Annotated in this window: 15 protein-coding genes and 3 tRNA genes; 11 read left to right on the top strand and 7 right to left on the bottom strand. The window is 63.5% G+C overall.

What is annotated here, in order from left to right; genetic code table 11:
* Positions 1-126 precede the first annotated feature (126 nt).
* Entirely contained in the window at positions 127-1,764 is a 1,638-nt protein-coding gene (locus tag EYV96_RS05785; RefSeq protein ID WP_131150502.1) for a methyl-accepting chemotaxis protein, read from the top strand.
* On the top strand, positions 1,764-3,563 hold the full coding sequence (locus EYV96_RS05780; RefSeq protein WP_131150501.1) for an EAL domain-containing protein: 1,800 nt from the start codon (positions 1,764-1,766) through the stop codon (positions 3,561-3,563). Before EYV96_RS05785 ends, EYV96_RS05780 begins: the two co-directional genes overlap by 1 nt.
* 7 nt (positions 3,564-3,570) lie before the next feature.
* On the opposite strand, the gene EYV96_RS05775 is transcribed toward EYV96_RS05780, so the two are convergent.
* The 5 genes from EYV96_RS05775 to EYV96_RS05755 all read right to left on the bottom strand — a co-directional run bounded on the left by EYV96_RS05775 (position 3,571) and on the right by EYV96_RS05755 (position 8,813).
* Entirely contained in the window at positions 3,571-4,092 is a 522-nt protein-coding gene (locus tag EYV96_RS05775) for a DUF2501 domain-containing protein (RefSeq protein ID WP_131150500.1), read from the bottom strand.
* A 112-nt stretch (positions 4,093-4,204) separates the two neighbouring features.
* Positions 4,205-5,779 carry a PepSY-associated TM helix domain-containing protein gene (locus EYV96_RS05770; RefSeq protein WP_131150499.1) on the bottom strand — a complete coding sequence of 525 codons (1,575 nt, stop codon included), beginning with the start codon at positions 5,777-5,779 and terminating at the stop codon, positions 4,205-4,207.
* Between the two features lie 7 nt (positions 5,780-5,786).
* A complete protein-coding gene (locus tag EYV96_RS05765; protein ID WP_131150498.1) occupies positions 5,787-6,044 on the bottom strand; it encodes a hypothetical protein in 258 nt (85 codons plus the stop codon).
* Complete coding sequence (locus EYV96_RS05760) at positions 6,041-6,310, bottom strand: hypothetical protein (RefSeq protein ID WP_131150497.1); 270 nt, start codon at positions 6,308-6,310, stop codon at positions 6,041-6,043. Before EYV96_RS05760 ends, EYV96_RS05765 begins: the two co-directional genes overlap by 4 nt.
* A gap of 43 nt (positions 6,311-6,353) precedes the next feature.
* Positions 6,354-8,813 carry a TonB-dependent siderophore receptor gene (locus EYV96_RS05755; protein WP_240732347.1) on the bottom strand — a complete coding sequence of 820 codons (2,460 nt, stop codon included), beginning with the start codon at positions 8,811-8,813 and terminating at the stop codon, positions 6,354-6,356.
* Between the two features lie 275 nt (positions 8,814-9,088).
* Between EYV96_RS05755 and EYV96_RS05750 the strand changes: the two genes are divergently transcribed.
* Positions 9,089-10,213: a M23 family metallopeptidase gene (locus tag EYV96_RS05750; protein WP_131150496.1), complete on the top strand. Its 1,125-nt coding sequence runs from the start codon at positions 9,089-9,091 to the stop codon at positions 10,211-10,213.
* Between the two features lie 80 nt (positions 10,214-10,293).
* On the opposite strand, the gene EYV96_RS05745 is transcribed toward EYV96_RS05750, so the two are convergent.
* Positions 10,294-10,369 (bottom strand) — tRNA-Ala (locus EYV96_RS05745).
* Between the two features lie 49 nt (positions 10,370-10,418).
* The gene (locus tag EYV96_RS05740) at positions 10,419-11,534 is read right to left on the bottom strand and encodes a ribonuclease D (protein ID WP_131150495.1); all 1,116 of its coding nucleotides are present in this window, start codon (positions 11,532-11,534) and stop codon (positions 10,419-10,421) included.
* A gap of 107 nt (positions 11,535-11,641) precedes the next feature.
* Here EYV96_RS05740 and EYV96_RS05735 point away from each other — a divergent pair, with 107 nt between their 5' ends.
* The 8 genes from EYV96_RS05735 to EYV96_RS05700 all read left to right on the top strand — a co-directional run bounded on the left by EYV96_RS05735 (position 11,642) and on the right by EYV96_RS05700 (position 20,777).
* On the top strand, positions 11,642-13,594 hold the full coding sequence (locus tag EYV96_RS05735; RefSeq protein WP_131150494.1) for a formylglycine-generating enzyme family protein: 1,953 nt from the start codon (positions 11,642-11,644) through the stop codon (positions 13,592-13,594).
* Between the two features lie 267 nt (positions 13,595-13,861).
* Positions 13,862-13,946 (top strand) — tRNA-Leu (locus EYV96_RS05730).
* 81 nt (positions 13,947-14,027) lie between these two features.
* Entirely contained in the window at positions 14,028-15,320 is a 1,293-nt protein-coding gene (gene tig / locus EYV96_RS05725; RefSeq protein WP_131150493.1) for a trigger factor, read from the top strand.
* 42 nt (positions 15,321-15,362) lie between these two features.
* Positions 15,363-15,992, top strand: a complete 630-nt coding sequence (gene clpP, locus EYV96_RS05720; RefSeq protein ID WP_131150492.1) for an ATP-dependent Clp endopeptidase proteolytic subunit ClpP — start codon at positions 15,363-15,365, stop codon at positions 15,990-15,992.
* 104 nt (positions 15,993-16,096) lie between these two features.
* Positions 16,097-17,389: an ATP-dependent Clp protease ATP-binding subunit ClpX gene (gene clpX / locus EYV96_RS05715; protein ID WP_131150491.1), complete on the top strand. Its 1,293-nt coding sequence runs from the start codon at positions 16,097-16,099 to the stop codon at positions 17,387-17,389.
* Between the two features lie 172 nt (positions 17,390-17,561).
* A complete protein-coding gene (lon, locus tag EYV96_RS05710) occupies positions 17,562-20,063 on the top strand; it encodes an endopeptidase La (RefSeq protein ID WP_131150490.1) in 2,502 nt (833 codons plus the stop codon).
* 348 nt (positions 20,064-20,411) lie between these two features.
* Positions 20,412-20,684 (top strand): HU family DNA-binding protein, encoded by a 273-nt coding sequence (locus EYV96_RS05705; protein ID WP_019465590.1) that lies wholly within the window; start codon positions 20,412-20,414, stop codon positions 20,682-20,684.
* An 18-nt stretch (positions 20,685-20,702) separates the two neighbouring features.
* Positions 20,703-20,777: transfer RNA gene (locus EYV96_RS05700), tRNA-Val, on the top strand.
* The last annotated feature ends 9 nt before the right edge of the window (positions 20,778-20,786 follow it).

Here is a 20,786-nt window from a genome sequence, read left to right as displayed (position 1 = left end):
TTGTGACCATTGTGCCTGGGGGATTGTCCTGTAACCATTGAGAAATAAAGGGAAAACTTCGCGAGTTTGACTAAAGCGCTTCGCGCTCCGGTCGATAGCACTGGCGATCCCCTTACAGGCATCCCCATGTCAAAGCTCCTTCGGCCTTCCTTTGCTCTGAATCTGCGCGCGCGACTGCTGCTGCGTCTCGTCGCCATGCTCGTGTTCCTCCTCGCGATGGGTGCCGTCGGTATCGTCAACCTGCGGCATGCGGACAGTCGTATCGTCAATCTGGTCGACGGATCGCTGGGCCCGGCGGCGGACGCGGGACGGATCCAGAACGACTACAACAGTAGCCTGCAGGTTCTCACGCACGCGGTGCTTTCTCAGCTCCCGTCGGCGGTCGAAGAAGCCCATACGCGGATCCACGCCGACCGCTTCGATGTTGAGCGTCACTGGAAACCCCTGCTGGCCAGTGCGCTCGCGCAACAGGAGGCCCCATCGCTGAAGCTTGCCGCCCGTCATCGCGACGATGCTGACAAAGCGGTGGATGAAACGCTGCAGCTGCTTGATGCCGGGCAATTTGAGCTGGCATCGCTGAAGCTCAGTACCGAAGTCCAGCCGGCCTATCAACCACTTCAGTCGGATTTCGCCAATCTCTTCGAGAGTGCGCTCAATCACGGCAAGGAACAGGTGAAGGCACAGCGTGACGCTGATCGTCGTGGTGTGATCATGCTCATCGCCGGCATGCTGCTCGCCTTGTGCGCGACCCTTGTGATGGATGGCCTGTTCATGCGATCGCTGCTTGGACGACTCGCGCTCGCGCGCTCGGCGGCATCGCGCATTGCCGAAGGCGACATCGGCGTGCCTTTTGAACCCGGTGCCCGGGATGAGCTTGGCGACTTGCTGCGCGCACTGGCCGCCATGGATGCGCAGCTGCTTCGCGTCATCGGGCAGGTGCGCGAAGGCGCGCGCTCGGTCGATCAGCGTGCCCATCAGCTGGCTCATGACAATCTGGCATTGAGCGAACGTACGCGTGCGCAGTCCGTCAGCGTGCAGGCGACCGCCGACGCGATGGGCCAACTCGGTGCACTCGCCGGTCGCGGCGCCGACCATGCGCGCCATGCCGGCCACGCGGCGAAGGACGCGGAGCAGGACGTCGCCGGAGCGCATGCCATTGCGGGGGACGCGCAGTCGTCGATGTCGGACGTGATCGCCTCGGGTCAGCGCATCGCGGCCATCGTCGACCTGGTCGACAGCATCGCGTTCCAGACCAACCTCCTGGCGCTCAACGCCGCCATCGAAGCGGCTCACGCGGGCGACAACGGCCGGGGTTTCGCCGTCGTTGCCGGCGAGGTGCGCCAGCTTGCGCAACGCTGCCAGGAGGCGGGTCGCCAGATTCGCCAGATGATCGAGTCGACGAGTGCGGCTGCCGATGCCGCTCGCGAACGGGTCCACGCATCCGGCGAGGCGCTGGATGCCATTGCGCGGCGAATGCTGGGCGTGACGGGACAGCTGGCGCGCATCGACGCGGCGACCGGCGAGCAAGTCGAGGGCGTGGGACAGATGTCGGCAGCGGTCGAACGCCTGGACCAGATCACCCGGGCCAACACCGGGCTCGTGGAACGCATCAATGAAACCGGCGCTGCACTGGCGCGGGATGCAGACAGGCTGATGCGGCAGGTGGCATTCTTCCGCCTGTCCGGACCGGGGGATGCCGGAACGACGGTGCATGAGGCGCCGTCGCATGAACTGATCAGGGACGGAGTGCCTGCGCCAGCCTGATGCCGCAACTACCGACTCGTCCGAGCCTTCGTCAGCAAGTCGTCGAGCGCACCTTGGCGCCGGACGGGCTCGTGCCCGTGTTCCAGCCGTTGATGCGGCTGGACACGCTGGAAATCGTGGCGCATGAAGGGTTGAGTCGCTGCGCGTTCGCGCCCGACGATTTCTCGATCCTTGATCTGCTGGACTTCGCTCGCATGGAGCGGCGCCTCGTCGACGTGGAATTGCACGCGGCGAACATCATCAGTTCGCGATTTGCGGCGATCGCCGACGAAGGACGGCTGCTGCTCAACCTGAGCGCGCAGGCGATCCTGCAGGACACCCTCCGCCCCGACGAGTTGCTGCTGACGTTGGCAGGCAGCGGACTGGATCCCGCCCGCATCACCATCGAGGTGACCGAGCGCGATGTGGTGGAAAGCCCGTCGCGGCTCGCGCATGCCCTTGGCTACCTGCGCGCGCATGGCATGCGCGTCGCACTGGACGACTTTGGCAACGGGCATTCCAACTTCGAGATGTGGAACGAGATACACCCCGACGTGGTGAAGATCGATCGTTATCTCATCAACGGTTTATCACGCAGCGCCGAACGCCTCGCCATTGTGCGGGCCCTTTGCCAGGTGGCGGAAACCCTGGGCGCTGAGCTGGTGGGTGAAGGCGTGGAGGACCCGGCCGATCTTCGCCTGATGCGCGAACTGGGCATTCCCTACGCGCAAGGGTTTCTCATCGGACACCCCGCGCCGATGCCGGTCAGGGAGCCAGCCAGCGAGGCGCGGCGCGCCTTGAGTGCGCTGTCGGTGTCGGTGCTGCCCACACGACGCTCGCCGGTGACGCAGCGTCCGACGCAGGTCGGGCACCTGATGATCGAAGCGCCTTTCGTGGTGCCGGCTCAGACAAATGAAGAAGTCATGGCGCTGTTCGTGGCGCATCCGGAGCTTCATGCGATTGCCGTTGTGCAGCAGGGCCGTCCCATCGGGCTGATCAACCGCCGGTTGGCGAACGAGCGGATGGCGCAGCCCTTTGCGCGTGAGCTGCTGGCGCGAAAATCCTGCACGGCGCTGATGAATGCCGCCCCCTTGTTGTGCGATGAATCGCGACGACTGGAAAGCCTCGCCGACGTTTTGCGCGGCGAAGACCAGCGCTATCTCAGCGACGGTTTCATCGTGACGAGCGGCGGCCTGTATCGTGGGCTGGGCACGGGCGAAGCGCTGGTGCGCCGGGTCAGCGAGCTGCGCATCGATGCGGCGCGGCACGCCAATCCGTTGACCTTCTTGCCGGGCAATGTGCCGACCACCGAACATCTGGAACGTTTGCTTGGCGGCAGTGAAATGTTCGCGGTCGCGCACGTCGACCTGACGGACTTCAAGCCCTTCAACGATCACTACGGCTATTTTCGCGGGGACGAAATGATCCGGCTGGTCTCCACCATCCTGGGCGAGTTCGTCGATCCGACGCTGGACTTCATCGGGCACATTGGCGGCGACGACTTCGTGGTGCTGTTCCAGAGTATCGATTGGACGGAGCGATGCCGTTGCATCATCGAGACATTCAACGCGCGTGCCACGGCATTATTCGATCCGGCCGATGTGGCGCGCGGCGGGCTCCATGGCAAGGACCGCCATGGCGAGCCCCAGTTCTATCGCTTTACCACGCTGGTGGTGGGCGGAGTGAACGTGGTGCCGCCGATGCGCCAGCGTGCGCAGACCATCGCCGCGCTGGCCGCGAGGGCGAAGCGTCAGGCCAAGCGCAACGAGCTTGGCCTGCACGTCGTATCGCGAGCGGTTCGTTCCCCGCTGTCGGCCTGACCGGCGACTACATGCCGATGAGGGACTTACCCTGCTTGAGCACGGTATCGCAGGCTTTGTGCGTCAGCTCCGATTTCAGGTCGCTGGACCCGCCGCCTAACGTATTCAGATCCACGGACTTGCCGTTGCTGCCCTGCAGAATGCCCTTGGCGCCACTGAGATAACCGGCGTCGCTGGTGGGGTCGCTGGACGTGGTGCTGCCGGTTTTGTGTTTGCTGCCGAGCATCGAGTTCATCATGTCACTCGGATTGCTGCTGTTGGACGACGCTTTGGATTCGGTGCCGGTTCCCGTGCCGAGCTTGCCGAGCAGCTGATCCTTGACGCCCGCTGCCCCGGAGTCGCCGCCGAGAAAGTTGTTTTTCACGCAGTACTGCAGAAGTCCCGCCACGTTACCCATGCTGCCGGACGTCATCGATCCGCCACCGGGAATCATGCTGCCCAGTTTGCCCAGATCCTGTGCGGTTGTCGAAGTTGCCGCGGCCGCAAGGGCCAGCGCGAGGCAGGACGTCGAAAGGGTGCGCATATTCATGAGGCGTTCTCCTGGGGGAAGATCGCATTCAACACCCGACTTTGTTACGACTGCGTCAGTGGACCCGCCCCTGAAATGGAAGGGCAGGCTGAGCTGGCCTTTCGTATTCGCATCACGTCGCGGGCGCCGTCGTTGCGTCCAGTGACCACACACTGTTGGGATCGCCCTGCGTGGCGCGCCGCCAGCTGGCGCGAGCAAGGAACGCGAAGCCGATGCCCATGGCGATCCCCGTGAGGTCAACCCCGAGCACCGCCGATGCCTGTGGCGTCCAGGGCTGCGTCCAGACCTGGAGGTTTCGGACGAGATCGATGGCGCCTAGCGCCACGTAGAGCACGGCATTCAGCCAGAGCAGATCGCGGGTCGCCCGGGGTAGCGGTCGGAACCATGCATAGATGGCCGAGGCGATGACGAATCCGTAGCAGGCGACGCGTTGCCACAGACCGGCATCCGCACCGTAAACGTCGGCCAGCATGGTGGCGCCAAACGATGCCGCGATGCCCAGGCAACTGCCGATGCAGACGCCCACCGTGGCGCTGGCCATGATGCGCGTTTTCATCGGCTGATCCTCCATGCGCCGCTTGCGACGCGACTCGATCCACAGGAGGTTGCCCGAATAGAACAGGAATGCGCCCATCAGCCCGAGCACGAAGTACAGCCACTGCACCGTACGGCCGCCGAACGAACCGAAATGCAGCGAGTACATCGCCGAATTGGTGATGCCATTGGTGTTCTGGGCCTTGCCGACGTGCGTCTCAAGCACGCTGCCGTCAACGGCGTTCATGGCGACCGTGCCGTAGGTGCCCAACGTGTGCTGCGACAGGCCGCGCACCTCGACGACGGCCTTGCGGTCGCCGTAGTTGCTGAAGTGCACATAGTCCGGCTCGAAGCTGGTCACGCCTTGCTTCAGCGCCTGCACACGGGCCCGCTGCATGAGTTCGTCCAGCGTCAGCATGGGCGCCGCCTCACCGCTCGGTGCAATCACCGGCGCAGTGGCGATGGCTTTGCCGAAGGCATCGAACAACTTGCCGTCGAACGCCACCACGTTGAGGGTGGCGAAGGTGATCGCAAACAGGCAAAGCAGGGCGCCGGTCATGGCGAAGATCAGATGGAACGGGAGGCTGAGCACGCCGATCACGTTGTGGGCGTCCTGCCACAGGCGCTTCAGGTTCTTGCCCGAACGCATGGCAAACAGATCCCGGACCAGATGCGGCAGATGGATGATCAGGCCCGAGAACAGCGCCAGTCCGTAGAGGATGCTGACGATGCCCATGAAATACATGCCGACGGTGGGGAAACCCAGCGAATCGTGCAGCGCATAGACAAAGTCGGCGAGGTTGCCGCGCGTCGCATCTTCGGTGGGCTGGTCGATCGCGCTCGCCGTCGCGAAGCGTTCCTCGCCACCCTCGGGCCAGTAGGCGTACGGCGGCCGGGCGACGCCAGGCGGAGCCAGCACGATGCCGAAGTCCTTGCGCGCGTCGGGGTGGGCCTGGAGCAGGCGCTGCGCCAGTTGATCCGGCGTGACGTCGGCATCGGCGGTCATGCGCCAGGGTGGCGACTGCCAGGTGGCGATGTCGTGGTGGAACACCGTCAGGGCGCCGGCGAAGAAGGCGATGAACAGGCCGAAGCCGGCGATCAGTCCGGTCCAGGTGTGGACCGTGGTGTAAGTGCGGACGGTGGAGGATTTCATGGTCGAATCATCCGGCCAGGTGGCGCGACAGCCACAGCAGGGCAAAGACGGCGATGTTGGAGGAGCCCAGCACGACCCAGGCGCGCAGGCCCGAGCGGAACATGTAGCTGGCGATCATCACCGTCGTCCAGAGTGGGAAGAACAGGATCAGCACCGGTATGAGCCAGTCCTGTCCGCGGTTGGGCATCCAGTGCAGGGCCAGCGCGAGGGTGCACGCAGCGAGCGGGATGCCAAGCAGCACGCCGGCGAGGCAGCGGGAAATCATGGTGATTGCTCCGCCTTTACTTGCCGCCACCACGCCATGTAAGGCAGCACCACGCAGCCAAGCATCCAGGTGGTGAGTGCTGCCGCGATGCCGGCGCCCGTACCGGCCGCTTCGATCCAGGCAGCCAGGCTGCCAACGGCGAGCAGCCACGCAAGCACGCGCCAGGGCGCGGACAGGGCGTTGCTGCGCAGGCGCTGTTGCGTGCTGCACAGGTACCAGAGCGCCGTGCAGCCGAAACCGAGCACGAGTGCGATCAGCACCATCATGGCGCGGGCACCGTCGTCTGGCTGAAGCAGGGTGGGTACGTCATCAGAACTTGTAGCTCACGTTCAGTTGCCAGTTGGTGGGTGCGCCATAGAAGCCTTGCGCCCAGTACAGGCTGGAGATGTACTTGCGGTTGGTCAGGTTGTCCACGTTGAGCGTGGCGCGCCAGGACGGGCTGAAATCGTAACTTGCCATGGCGCCGAGGAGGGCATAACTGCCCTGGTGCGTGAAGATGGGGCGACCGAGCGTATCGACGCTTTCCTGGTCGCGCACGATGGCATCCTGCCAGCGAAGCGTTCCGCCGACGCGCAGGCCCTGAAGCCAGGGAAGGCGGTACGTGGTCGACAGGCGGAACGTCTGGCGCGGTACGTAGGTGCGCACATGGGCGCCGTCATCGCCGTGGATCTGCAATTGGGTGAAGCCAGCGCTCAGCTCCCAGCGATCGGTCAGCGCGCCGGCCACGTCCAGCTCGTAGCCTTTGGAGGTGGCATTGATCCCGCGGTAGTAGTTCTGGCCCGTGGTGAGGTCATAGCCGGCGACTTCGGCGTAGTTGTTCTGGCGTGAACGGAACAGCGCGAAGGAGGCGTTCAGGCGGTTGTCCATCCACGCGGCCTTGATGCCCGCTTCCAGATTGTCGCCGTTGACCGGGTCGAGCAGGTGATGATCGATGTCGGTCTGCGTCTGCGGGTTGTAGATCTTCGCGTAGCTCGTGTAGAGCGAATAGTGGGCATTGAGATCGTAGACCAGGCCGGCGAAGGGCGAAGTACGGGTCTCGTTGAAGGCGTTCGGAATGCCGTAGTTCTGGCCCGAACTCTTGTAGTGCGTTGTGCTCAGGCCGGTGATCAGCTTCAACTCGTCGGCGAGGTTCCAGCGTACCGTGGCATAGGCGCTCTGGCGACGCATGTGGAATTCGGCCCCATCCGACGAGGCAGTGAAGGGTGGCTTGGGGTAGGTGCCGTTCCATTCGGTCAGGGGCGGCAGCGGCGTGCCGATGTCAGCGCTGTAGAGCGAAAACTGGTTGACGTCGTTCCTGGCGGCGTTGATGCCCACAACGAGTTCATGCTCGCGCCCCAGCGTGAAGGGACCACTGGCATATAGGTCGGCGAAGTACTGCTTTTCCGCGCTGGTATAGCGTGACGGATAGCTGTAGAGACCTTCGCCCGTCGTCGCATCCGGCGTACCGTAAATGTAGAAGAGGTCGCCCTGCTGGGCGATGCGGCGATAGTTCAGCGCACCCTTGAGTTTCCAGCCGCCGCCGAAGTCGTGATCGACCTGCGCGAAAGCCTGCGTGGTGGCGGTGTCCCAGTAAGACCAGTCCGAAGCGGTGCTGGTCGAGCGCGGGTAGTCGGTCGGCGTGCCATCGGTGTTGTAGAGCGGCAGCGCCCCCCACATGGGGCTCTTCGGGGAATTCTTCTGCCAGGTTACACCCGTGGTGATCAGCGTGTTTTCGCCAAGGTCGGCTTCCAGGATGCCGGACACGATCTTCTTGCGCAGTTCGTAGCGATCGAGATAGCTCTCCGTATCCTGATCGGCGGCGACGACGCGGCCGCGGACGCTGCCGGATGCATTGAGGCCTCCGGAGAGATCGACGTCGAGGCGACGGTTGTTCCAGCTGCCGATCGTTACTGCGGCGCTGCCCTGGAAATCCGCCGTCGGGCGCTTGCGCACGAAGTTGACCGTGGCCGATGGATTGCCGGTGAAGGACAGCAGTCCGTTGGCACCGCGCAGCACTTCGATATGGTCGTAAATCGCCGTATCGACATCGCCTTCCTGCTCGCCGTTGGTGAAGGGCAGGCCCAGGCCGTCGGTGAGGAATTGGGTGATGTCGAAGCCGCGCGCGCTGTAGTAAGTGCGATCGGTTTCGATCTTTTCGACATTGATGCCCGTCGTGCGGGAGAGCACGTCGTTGATGTTGTTCAGTCCGAAGTCGTCGAGCTGCTGTCGCGTGATGACGCTGATGGACTGCGGCGTGTCACGCAGCGACAAGTCCAGGCGCGTTGCGCCGCTGGTGGAGCGGGTCGTGTAAGAACCCGTGCCTTCGGTGGCGTCTCCACTGACTTTCGCCGTGGTCACCACGCCTTCCAGATTGGCGACGCTGAGTCCATCTGGCGAGCCCATCGGCACCAGTCGGTAGTGGTTGGAGGCGACGCGCGCTGCATCGAGACCACTACCCTGGAGCAGGGTGCGCAAGGCTTCGGCAGGAGTATGGCGCCCGCTGAGGCCCGTGGTCTGCTTGTCGGTTGTCGCCAGGGTCATGTCGTCGAGGCGCGCGCCGCTTTGTCGACTCCATTGCGCCAGGGCCTGTGCAAGCGAACCTGCCGGGATGCTGTAGGCGCGATCCGCCGGTGCCGCTGCCGGAGCAGGCGTGGGTTCCAGGGCAAGGGCGGGCAGGCTGACAGCCAGCGCGCAGGCGGCTGCGAGCAGGCGACGCGCGATGAAGGGGTGTGCGACGGCGTTGCCATCGACATGCGACGGGACGAGGGCGGTCATCCGGGTGAGGGGCACGGGCGATTCCTGTGGGGCAGGCGAAGGGAGCGGCGTCCGGAGGCGGACGACAATGACTAATTATCGAAACGATAATAAGTCGCATCTGCATTTGCGACAAGAGTGGCAGATGCAGCATTCGGCTTCGGTTGGGTTCCCCTCAAAGGCGTCCCGCGCTCTTTTGCGCGGCGCCCTCTCATTTTCCCGTCTCCAGCCCCGGATGAAATGACATACGGCCCATTCGGAGGCCGCCGGGGCATGGCAGGGTGCGGCGAGCTTTCTTGAGGGTTTGCCCCATGTGCCGCTGGATCGTCTGTCTGCTGTGGTTGATGTCCGTATCGGCATGGGCCGAAGGTAGGTCGCCACTCGATGACGCATTCGATATGCAGGTCACCTACATTCCCGCGCCGGCCGTTGTGTCGGGGAAGTCGATGCTTGTGTACGAATTGCACCTCACCAACTTCAGTGCCGCCCCTCTGCGATTGCAGGATCTGCAAGTCGTCGGCGAAGCAGGAACGCTGCTTGAGCTGAGCGGCGATGCGCTGACGAGGGCCATGGGTCGCCCCGATCTGCCGGCAAAAGGGAGCGATCCCTTGCTGATCCCTGCGGGGGTACGTGCCGTGGTCTACCTTGCGGTGGACGCGCCCGACCTCGCGCATCGGCACATCTCGCAAGTCATCCGTTTCAGTCGCGAGGATGGCAGTGAAGCCACCGCCCAGGGTGGTGGCTTCGACGTTGCATCAAGCGACCCGGTGATCCTGGGGGCGCCGCTGAAGGGCGGTCCCTGGGTGGCGGTCTACAGTGCGCAGTGGACGCGGGGGCATCGGCGCGTGCTCTACACGGTGGCGGGAAAGGTACGGATTCCCGGACGTTTCGCCATCGACTGGATCAAGGTCGACAACGCCGGCAAGCATGCGCACGGCGACGGCAGCCGACCCGCTCAGTGGCTCGGATATGGCGAGCCCGTGCTCGCGGTCGCCGATGCCGTGGTTTCCGCAGCCATGGACGACCTGCCCGAGCCGACGGATGTACGCGCCGACCGCCGCGTTGCCATGCAAGATGCGGCCGGCAACTACGTCGCGCTGGACCTGGGGCAAGGGCGCCACGTGTTCTACGAACATCTCAAGCCCGGCAGCATCAAGGTTCACGCGGGTGATCGCGTGAAGCGTGGCCAGGTGATCGCGTTGCTGGGATACACCGGCAGCACCACGGGGCCGCACCTGCATCTGCATGTCAGTGACGGAACGACGCCGCTCGACGCGGAAGGGGTTCCGTATGCTTTCGGGCAATTCGAGCGGCTCGGGCGCTTCAGCGATGCCAGAGCTTTCGGAGAGTCGCAGGCATGGATTCGCGAGGGGAGTCAGTTACGCCGCGGAGAACTCCCCGGTTCGTTTGACGTCGTGCAGTTCGACACGCCCTGAAGACACGCCATAAAAAAACGCGCCATAAAAAAACAGCGCCCTACGCCGGAGGCATAAAGCGCTGTTTGATCTGGAATGATTGGTGGAGCGGAGGAGGATCGAACTCCCGACCTTCGCATTGCGAACGCGACGCTCTCCCAGCTGAGCTACCGCCCCACGTGAGCCGCGAATGTTAGCAGCGGCTCGCGGGGTCGCCAAGTCCCTGTCAGCCCGAAAGCAGGCTGGTGAGGGGCTGGCGCAGGATGCCGTCGCGCCAGCCCTCGAGTGCGGTGGGCCAGCGGCGGGTCACCACGAATTCCTCCAGCGTCTTGCGAGCGCAAAGCAGCCCGGGCGGGAGATCCAGCTCCTGGGCGGTGCGGTCCACCACGTCCTTCATGGCGGCCAGGGACTTCTTCTCATCGCCCTGGGGTGAGCCGGCGATGGACGTCGTTTCGGCGATTTCCTGGTCGGACACCGGAGCGGCGATCAGGTCGAACAGCTCGTGGCGTTGGGGGCCGCGCAGGGCGCGCTGGCCGCGCGTTCGCTGCTCCAGATCGCTGGCGAGCCGGGGCGGTTGCTGCGCCAGATTCATCACCAGCGCGTCTTCGAGCAGCCAGGGGCGCGGACGATCCAGCGTACGTGCGGTGCGGTCGCGCCAAAGCAAGATGCGGCGGAGCAAGGCCTGCTGGCCGGGCTTCCACTCAGCGGCGCCGCGGAAATTTTCCTGGGGCTGGGGGTCGCTTTCGCGACCGCAGGAGCGACGCTTCAGTCGCTCGCAATCTTCGTGGTGCCAGGCCGCGCGGCCACGCTGCAAGAGCCGCTCGGCGAGCTGCTCGCGAATCGGCGTGAGATAGACCACATCAAGTGTGGCGTAGGCGCGCTGGGATTCGGTAAGGGGGCGCTGCAGCCAGTCCGAGCGCGTTTCGCCCTTGTCCAGTTCAACGCCGACGAATTCCGCGACGAGCGCGCGGTAGCTCAACCCCAGGCCCAGGCCAACGAAAGCCGCGGCGATCTGTGTGTCGAATAGCGTGGCGGGACCTTGCGGGAGCAAGGGAGCCAGCGATTCCAGGTCTTCGCTGGCGCTGTGCATCACCGTCATGGCCCGAATGTCGCCCAGCAGGGGGCGCAAGGCGTCACCGATGGAGAACGCCAGTGGATCGACCAGTGCGTAGCGGTCGTTCCAGCCCAGCTGCAATAGCGCCAGTTGGGGATAGAACGTATTGCGGCGCATGAACTCGGTGTCGAGATCGAGCGCCGCATCGGCGGGCACGGCGGCAAGCCATTGATCGAGCGCGGCGCGGCTGGTGATCCAGTCGGCAGCGGGCGTGACGGGGAGCTGCATTGAAACGTCCTTGGGATGCGGACAGGTGATGTCGCTCATTGTCCTGTCAGCGGATTGTGCCTATGGTTAGCGGCGCACCTTAGCAGGCCGAACAGGGACGCCCAACCATGCCGAGCAAGGAAACCGTACGACGTCAGCGCGCCATGGGTGGTGCGTTGGGTGTTGTCGTGCTCGCCATGGCCCTGGTGTATCACTTCTTTCCGCGGGTCTTTCATGTGGACCCGACGCGGGTGTCGACCCAGCGCGCCATGAATTTGGGGCCGGCGACCTCACTGGGGCCTGCACGTCCAACGGCCCAGTCGGTGCCGGGCGTGGCGGAAATTGATGCGGGTCCGCCGCTGACCCTGGCGCCAACCGAAGTGATCGTGGCGCGACAATCCCATAAGGATGTCACCTTGCCGGAGCAGAAGACAGCCGACACGCCGGAGGTCGAAGCCATACTCGATCGCGCCGGCAAGGCGCTCAAGGCCGGGCAACTGGTCGGCGACAAGGATGGGGCGGCCGCGCTGTTCGCCGCGGCACTTTCCCTGAAGCCCGACAGTCGCCGCGCTGTGCAGGGCATGTATGAGGTGCGCGCGCGTCTGGTGGCCGAGATCGGTCAGGACATTGCGGTGGGCGACGCCGATGCAGCCAGCGACCTGATGGAGGCGCTCAAGTCCGTGCCCGACAGCAAGGACGACGTTGTCCAGTTGGAGGTCAAGCTCAAGACGCTGGAGCAGGTGCGTCCCATGCTGGCCCGGGCCGCCCAGCTTTTGCGGCAAGGGAAAGTTGACCAGCCCAAGGGTGATAACGCCCTGGAACTGTATAGACAGGTTCAGCAGCTCGATGCGGAAAACGCCGTGGCCGGGCAGGGTATTTCGCAAGTTCAGCGTGCGGTGCTGGATCGCGCGCTGGCCGCCGTGGCGCAGAACGATTTCAAGGGTGCTGAGGATGCGCTGACCGAAGCCGGTGCGATCCTGCCGGGCTCGCAACCCCTGGCTGACGTACAGGGGCGCGTGGACGGTATCCGGCATCAGCGTGCCAGCGGTCTCCTGGCGCAGGCGCGTTCGGCACTCGACTCGGGCAATTCAAGCCTGGCGCAGCAGTTGGCGGGCCAGGCGCGTGACATTGCGGCCGATACGCAGGGTCTGGAGGAATTCCAGGAGCGCATGACCAATGCGCGCCTGTACGCCAACTTCAAGCCGGGCCAGGTGTTTTCCGATCGGTTCGTGGATATTCCCGGACAAGCCCCGGCCATGGTGGTCATCCCCACCGGCAGCTTTCTGATGGGCGCCCCGGACGACGAATCGGGGCGCACCGATGCCGAGGCGCCCCAACATGAAGTGAAGATTTCCCGGGGCTTTGCGATGGCTCGTTCGGAAATTACCATCGGTCAGTTCAGGGAGTTCGTGCGAGCCAGTGGCTATGTGCCGGACTCCGTGAAAATGGGTGGCGCGAGCGTGTATGACGAACGCACCGGTGCCCTGCGTGATGACCCTGACGCATCGTGGCAGAGCGACTATGCCGGCCGCCCCGCCAGCGACGACAAACTCCCCGTCGTGAACATTTCCTGGTCTGACGCCAAGGCCTACGTGGACTGGCTGAGCCAGCGCACGGGCAAGACATACCGCCTGCCAAGCGAATCGGAATTCGAGTACGCCCTGCGTGGTGGCACGACGACGCGGTACTGGTGGGGCTCCGGTCCGCCTACGGGCAAGCCCGAGAATCTCACCGGTTCGGGGGACCGGTCCCAGAGCGGCCGGCGCTGGAGCAACGCCTTTGCGAACTATCGCGACGGCTACTGGGGCCCGGCACCCGTGATGTCGTTCCAGGCCAACCCGTACGGCCTTTACGACATCAACGGCAACGTATCCGAGTGGATGCAGGACTGCTGGCACGACAACTACGTGCGTGCCCCGGTGGATGGCGGTGCCTGGGTGAATCCCGGTTGTGGCGTCAGGGTGGTGCGCGGCGGGTCCTGGGGTAGTTCTCCCGAACAGGTGCGTTCCGCTTACAGGCAAGGGGCCGACGGCAGCTTGCGCACCGGTCGCGTCGGTTTCCGCGTCGTGCGGGAACTCTGATCCAGCCGCGTTCGGGGCGTTCGATGGCACGCGCCGGGTCTGGGCGTGCCGCCCGCGCCCGAAACCGGCCAAAGCGCCCGTCACATCGGGTATGCGGCTCGCTTGTGCTGGTCCCCGACACAACCGTAAAATGGCCCGCTTTCGTGTATGGGAATCATCCACTTAGGGAGGGGTGTCCCGGGCGTAGCGGGGAGTCATGCTGGGCATTGCCCAGTCGATAGTTCCGTGAAATCCGTGGGTTACGCGCCTTTCTTGCGAGCGGGCTGAGCGAAAGTGGCGGAATTGGTAGACGCACTGGATTTAGGTTCCAGCGGGTAACCCCGTGAGGGTTCGAGTCCCTCCTTTCGCACCATTCCCTTCGATTTTTGTTGCAGGCGGCCCAGAAGCCGCCGGCGCCTGTGACGGGCGCACTATCAGGTATCCAGGAGACGTCATGCAGGTTTCGGTTGAAAACGTCGGCAAGCTCGAGCGCAAGCTCACGGTGAAGTTCCCCGCGGAGCGTTTCGAGAGCCAGGTCACCGCGCGCATCGCCGAGATGGGCCGCACGGTGCGTCTCAAGGGCTTCCGTCCGGGCAAGGTGCCCACCACGGTCATCCAGCAGCGCTTTGGCGCGCAGGTGCGTGGCGAAGTGCTGTCCGACCTGATCGGCACGACCCTGCGTGAGGCCGTGGAGAAGGAAAACCTGCGTCCGGTCGCCAACCCGTCGGTCGACACCACGGGTCGTCCGGAAAACGGCGAAATCACCTATACCGCCACCTTCGAGATCATGCCGGAATTCCCGGCCGTCGATGTGTCCGCGCTGGAAATCAAGCGTCCGGTCGCTGAAGTGAACGACGCCGACATCGAGAAGATGATCGAAACCCTGCGCGCCCAGCGCCGCAGCTTCGATCCGGTCGAGCGCGCCTCGGCCGAAGGCGACTTCGTGATGTTCGAATACAGCGCCGAAGCCGGCGACTACCGCTTCCCGGCCGAGGGCCAGGAGCGTGCGGGTAGCGTCATCGGCTCGGGCACCCTGTTTAAGGCCCTCGACGAGGCCCTGACCGGCCGCAAGGCGGACGATACGTTCATCGCCGACATCGACTTCCCGGCCGATTTCCGCAATGAGAGCCTCGCCGGCAAGACCGCCAAGGTCGACTTCAAGATCGTCAAGGTCCAGGAGCCGAAGCTGCCGGAAGTGAACGAAGAGTTCATCAAGCTGTTCGGCATCGCCGATGGCAACCTGGACAACTTCAAGACGGAAGTCCGCTCCAACCTCGAGCGTGAGCTGAAGGCTACCCTGATGGCCCGTCTGAAGTCTGAGGTGGCCGAGAAGCTGGCCGACGCCCACGGCGACCTCGAAGTGCCCAAGATCATGGTCCAGTCCGAAGCCCAGGCCATGGCCGCCAACAGCGTGCCGCGTGGCCAGCAGCCGCCGGTGCAGCTGATCGAGGCTGCCACGCCGATGGCTCGCAAGCGCGTCATCGCCGGTCTCCTGATGAATGAGATCGCACGCAAGCAGGAACTGAAGCTGGACCGCACTCGCGTCGCCGAACAGCTGGCTGCCATCGCCTCCACGTACGAGGAGCCGGAGAAGGTCATTGAACTCTACAACGGTGACCCCCAGTTGATGTCCGGGCTGCAGAACCGCGTGATGGAAGACCAGGTGGCCGTGTGGGTGGCTGAAAATGCCAAGACCACCGACGACAACCTGAGTTTCGATGAGGTGATGCGCCCGGTCAGCGCCTGAGACATATAAGATCAGGCCCAACAACCGGAGAGAGCGACAAGCATGGCCATGGACCCGATCCAGAACCTCAACCTGGTACCGATCGTCGTCGAGCAGACGGCTCGCGGTGAGCGTTCGTACGACATTTACTCGCGTCTGCTGAAGGAACGAGTGATTTTCCTTGTCGGCGAAGTGAACGATCAGGTTGCCAACCTGCTGGTCGCGCAGATGCTGTTCCTCGAGTCGGAAAACCCCGACAAGGACATTCATCTGTACATCAATAGCCCGGGCGGTGCCGTCACTGCCGGGCTGGCGATCTACGACACCATGCAGTTCATCAAGCCCGATGTCAGCACCATGTGCATTGGCCAGGCCTGCAGTGCGGCCTCGCTCCTGCTCATGGCTGGTGCCAAGGGCAAGCGTTATTCGTTGCCGAATTCGCGCGTGATGATCCACCAGCCGTCGGGCGGCGCCCGCGGCCAGGCGACGGACATCGAGATCCAGGCCCAGGAAATCCTGTACCTGCGTCGCCGCCTGAACGACATCTACGTCCAGCACACCGGCCAGCCGCTCGACAAGATCGAGCGTGATATGGAGCGCGATCGCTTCATGAGCGCCGAGGCTGCCCGGGAGTATGGTCTGATCGACCAGGTCCTGGATCGCCGCGCCGTTGAGACGGTGAAATCGGCCTGATTCGGGCTTGTTACAGTGCTTGAGAATGGGACTCCGCGTCTGGAAACAGACGCGGAGCCCTGTGCTATTCTCGGGTCGCAACCGATTTACAGCAGGGTTACAGCATGACTGACGAGCGGCAGGGCCGTTCCAACGACAGCGGCAAGATTCTCTACTGCTCCTTCTGCGGTAAGAGCCAGCACGAAGTGCGTAAGCTGATCGCGGGTCCGTCCGTGTTCATCTGCGACGAGTGCGTGGAGCTGTGCAACGACATCATCCGCGAGGAGCTGGAGGAGAAGGCCGCCTCCGGGCGCACCCAGCTGCCCAAGCCCCGCGAGATCATGGAAACGCTTGACCAGTACGTGGTCGGCCAGACCCGTGCCAAGAAGGCGTTGGCCGTGGCTGTCTACAACCATTACAAGCGCATGGAGTCGCGCCAGAAGAGCGACGACGTCGAGCTGGGCAAGTCGAACATCCTCCTTATTGGTCCGACCGGTTCGGGCAAGACGCTGCTGGCCGAAACGCTGGCTCGCCTGCTCAATGTGCCGTTCACCATCGCCGATGCGACCACGCTGACCGAAGCCGGTTACGTGGGCGAAGACGTCGAGAACATCATCCAGAAGCTGCTGCAGAAGTGCGACTACGATGTCGACAAGGCGCAGTCGGGCATCGTCTACATCGACGAAATCGACAAGATTTCGCGCAAGAGCGAAAACCCGTCGATCACGCGCGACGTGTCGGGCGAAGGCGTGCAGCAGGCACTGCTGAAGCTCATCGAAGGCACGCTCGCCTCGGTGCCGCCGCAGGGTGGCCGCAAGCATCCGCAGCAGGAATTCCTGCAGGTCGACACCAAGAACATCCTCTTCATCTGCGGCGGCGCATTCGCCGGATTGGAGAAGGTCATCCAGCAGCGTTCCGAAACCACGGGCATCGGCTTCTCGGCCGAAGTGCGCAGCAAGGAACGTACGGAGAATCTGGGCAAGGTGCTGGCGGATGTCGAGCCGGCCGACTTGGTGCGCTTCGGTCTGATTCCGGAATTCGTCGGTCGTCTGCCGGTGGTCGCCACCCTGGACGAACTGGATGAGCCCGCTCTGGTCAAGATCCTGACCGAGCCGAAAAACGCCGTCACCAAGCAGTTCAAGAAGCTGTTCGAGATGGAAGGCGTGGAGCTGGAATTCCGCCCGGAGGCTTTGCAGGCGATCGCCCGCAAGGCACTGAAGCGCAAGACCGGTGCCCGCGGCCTTCGTACCATTATCGAGCAGGTGCTGCTCGACACGATGTACGAACTGCCGTCGCTCGAGCACGTCAGCAAGGTCGTCGTGGATGACGCCGTGATCAACGGCCAGGCCGAGCCTTACCTGATCTACCGTGGCAACCTCCAGCAGCGGATTGCTTCGGAGGGTGGCGACGCGGCTTGATCGTTCGCCCGTTTGCCTGAACAGGACGGCTCCGGCAAACACCGGGGCCGTTTTTGTTTTCGTTGCGTGGCATGCACTTGTGTGAGACGCCGCCAACCTCCACTTGACGGAAAGATGCCTCCGGCGCAGTGTCGAGGCGAAGTCGCATTACTCCCCTGAGGGAAACCTTTACATGGCAAAAAATGCCCCGATCCCCGCTGCTGCCGGCGCCGAGCTGGAAGCCTTGCCGGTCCTGCCATTGCGCGACGTGGTGGTCTATCCACACATGGTCATCCCGCTGTTCGTCGGTCGGGACAAGTCCATGCGCGCGCTCGAACGGGCCATGGAAGGTGAGCGGCAGATCCTCCTGGTCGCGCAGAAGAGCCCGGATATCGATGATCCGGCCGTCGGCGATCTGCACGAGGTCGGCACCCTTGCAGGTGTGCTGCAGTTGCTCAAGCTGCCCGACGGCACCGTGAAGGTGTTGGTCGAAGGTCAGGCACGCGTGTCCGTCGAGAAGTACCAGGAAGACGGCGGCATGCTGCTGGCGACCTCGCGCATCATCGAGCCGGTCTACAGCAACAAGGAGCGCGAGCTCGACGTCGTGTCGCGCACGCTCATCTCGTTGTTCGAACAGTTGGTAAAGCAAAGCCGCAAGTTGCCGCCGGAAGTGTTGGCCACCTTGTCGGGTATCGACGATCCGTCGCGCGTGGCCGACTCCATCGCCGCGCATCTTTCGGTCCGCATGGCGGACAAGCAGCGCGTTCTCGAAACGGCCGATGTGGGTCAGCGCCTTGAGCTGCTGATCGGACTGGTCGACGGCGAGATGGATCTTCAGCAGGTTGAAAAGCGCATCCGCGGCCGCGTGAAGTCGCAGATGGAAAAGAGCCAGCGCGAGTACTACCTCAACGAACAGATGAAGGCCATCCAGAAGGAGCTCGGCGAGAGCGAGGATGGTCCGAACGAAATCGAAGAGCTGCAAAAGAAGATCGACGCGGCCGGCATGCCCAAGGCCGTGTTGGCCAAGGCGCGCCAGGAGTTCTCCAAGCTGCGCCAGATGTCGCCCATGTCGGCCGAGGCCACGGTCGTACGAAACTACCTCGACTGGCTGGTCGGCGTGCCCTGGAAAAAGCGCAGCAAGGTGCGCAAAGACCTGCAGCTGGCCCAGGAAGTGCTCGACGCCGATCACTTTGGCCTGGAGAAGGTCAAGGAACGCATCCTTGAATACCTCGCCGTGCAGCAGCGCGTGAACACCATGAAGGGCCCGATCCTGTGCCTCGTCGGTCCGCCGGGCGTGGGCAAGACGTCGCTGGGCCAGTCGATCGCCAAGGCAACCAACCGCAAGTTCGTTCGCATGAGCCTGGGCGGCGTGCGCGACGAGGCCGAAATCCGCGGTCACCGTCGCACCTACATCGGCTCCATGCCGGGCCGCATCGTGCAGAACCTCAACAAGATTGGCACGCGCAATCCGCTGTTCGTGCTGGACGAAATCGACAAGATGTCCATGGACTTCCGTGGCGACCCGTCGTCGGCTTTGCTCGAAGTACTCGATCCCGAGCAGAACCATTCGTTCAACGATCATTACCTCGAGGTCGACCTGGACCTGTCCGAGGTGATGTGGATCGCCACTGCGAACTCGTTGAACATTCCCGGCCCGCTGCTGGATCGTATGGAAGTCATTCGCATCCCCGGTTACACCGAGGACGAGAAACTGGCGATCGCCCTGAGGTACCTGTTGCCCAAGCAGCTCAAGGCGAACGGCCTGAAGCCCGAGGAACTGAGTGTTGCCGAAGAGGCCGTGCGCGACATCGTGCGTTACTACACGCGCGAATCGGGCGTGCGCAACCTCGAGCGCGAAATCTCCAAGATCTGCCGCAAGGTGGTCAAGGAAATCACGCTGGGCGCCGCGAAGGTTTCGAGCAAGGCAGTGGCCAAGTCCGCAGCCGTAAAGACGTCCAAAGCGAAAACCAAGACGCCGGGCAAGGTGGTGGTCAATTCGGCCAACCTTGATCAGTACCTGGGCGTGCGTCGTTTCGATTTCGGCCGCAAGGAACAGCAGAACGAGGTGGGCCTGGTGACCGGCCTGGCCTGGACCCAGGTGGGCGGCGATCTGCTGAGCATCGAGGCGTCCGTCGTGTCAGGTAAGGGCAGGTTGGTGCATACCGGCCAGCTCGGTGACGTCATGAAGGAGTCGATCCAGGCCGCCTTGTCGGTGGTGCGCGCTCGTGCCGAGCGCCTCGGGATCGAGCCGGATTTCCACGAAAAGCTGGATATCCACATCCACGTGCCGGAAGGCGCTACGCCCAAGGACGGTCCGAGCGCGGGTATCGCCATGTGCACGGCGCTGGTGTCGGCCCTGACCAAGGTGCCGGTGCGATCCGAAGTGGCCATGACGGGCGAAATCACCCTGCGCGGCCGCGTGCTCCCGATCGGTGGTCTCAAGGAGAAGCTGCTGGCGGCCCATCGCGGCGGTATCACTACGGTGATCATCCCGGACGAGAACAAGAAGGACCTGGCCGACATCCCGTCCAACATCACCAGCTCCCTGGATATCCATCCGGTGCGCTGGATCGACGAGGTGCTGGATATCGCGCTGGAACGCCCGCTACAGCCCCTGGCGAAGAAGGACGGGGAGCCGGCGGCCAAGCCTGCGCGTGAGGACGAATCCTCTGAGACGCCGGTACGACCGCACTGAGTGGATCGGAAAAGTAAGATGTCGAAAGAGGCGCCATGTCGATCGGCATGGCGCCTTTATTTTGCATTGCAGTAGTGAGAAAAATGGACGGCGATAACGCTTCATGGAATGCAATGCAAGTGCTTCGCACAAAACCGCAAAAACGCTGAAAGCCTTGGTATTGCTTGTATTGCGGACCCTATAGGCCACTGGTATAAAGGCGGCACCGCAATCCTCGCGCGAAGTTGGAAAGCGCAGCGATGCGGGGTCGCGGGACGGCACCTTCAGGTAGCCAACCATTCCAAGTCGGCGTCGTCTCGTCCCATGTTGACCACGCGGGCCGCATTTTTTGTTTAAGGGAGTGTCTCAATGAATAAAACCGATCTGATCAACGCCATTGCCGAAAAGGCCGAGCTGACCAAGGCCGATGCCGGCCGTGCACTCGAAGCTTTCTTCGAGACCGTGCAGAAGGCGCTGAAGAAGGGTGACGACGTTTCCGTTGTCGGCTTTGGTACTTTCACCGTGCGCAAGCGCGCCGCTCGTACCGGTCGCAACCCGCGCACCAATGAGACGATCAAGATCAAGGCTTCGAAGGTTCCTGCCTTCAAGGCTGGCAAGACGCTCAAGGATGCCCTAAACTAAGCGGCTCGCGCTTAGTTCGGGTGCTTAGCTCAGCGGTAGAGCGTCGCCCTTACAAGGCGAGGGTCGTAGGTTCGATCCCTACAGCACCCACCAGTAAAATGC

Origin of the sequence: Dyella terrae (assembly GCF_004322705.1) — a bacterium.
Lineage (GTDB): Bacteria > Pseudomonadota > Gammaproteobacteria > Xanthomonadales > Rhodanobacteraceae > Dyella_D > Dyella_D terrae.
This window is presented reverse-complemented; position numbering and strand designations above follow the sequence as displayed.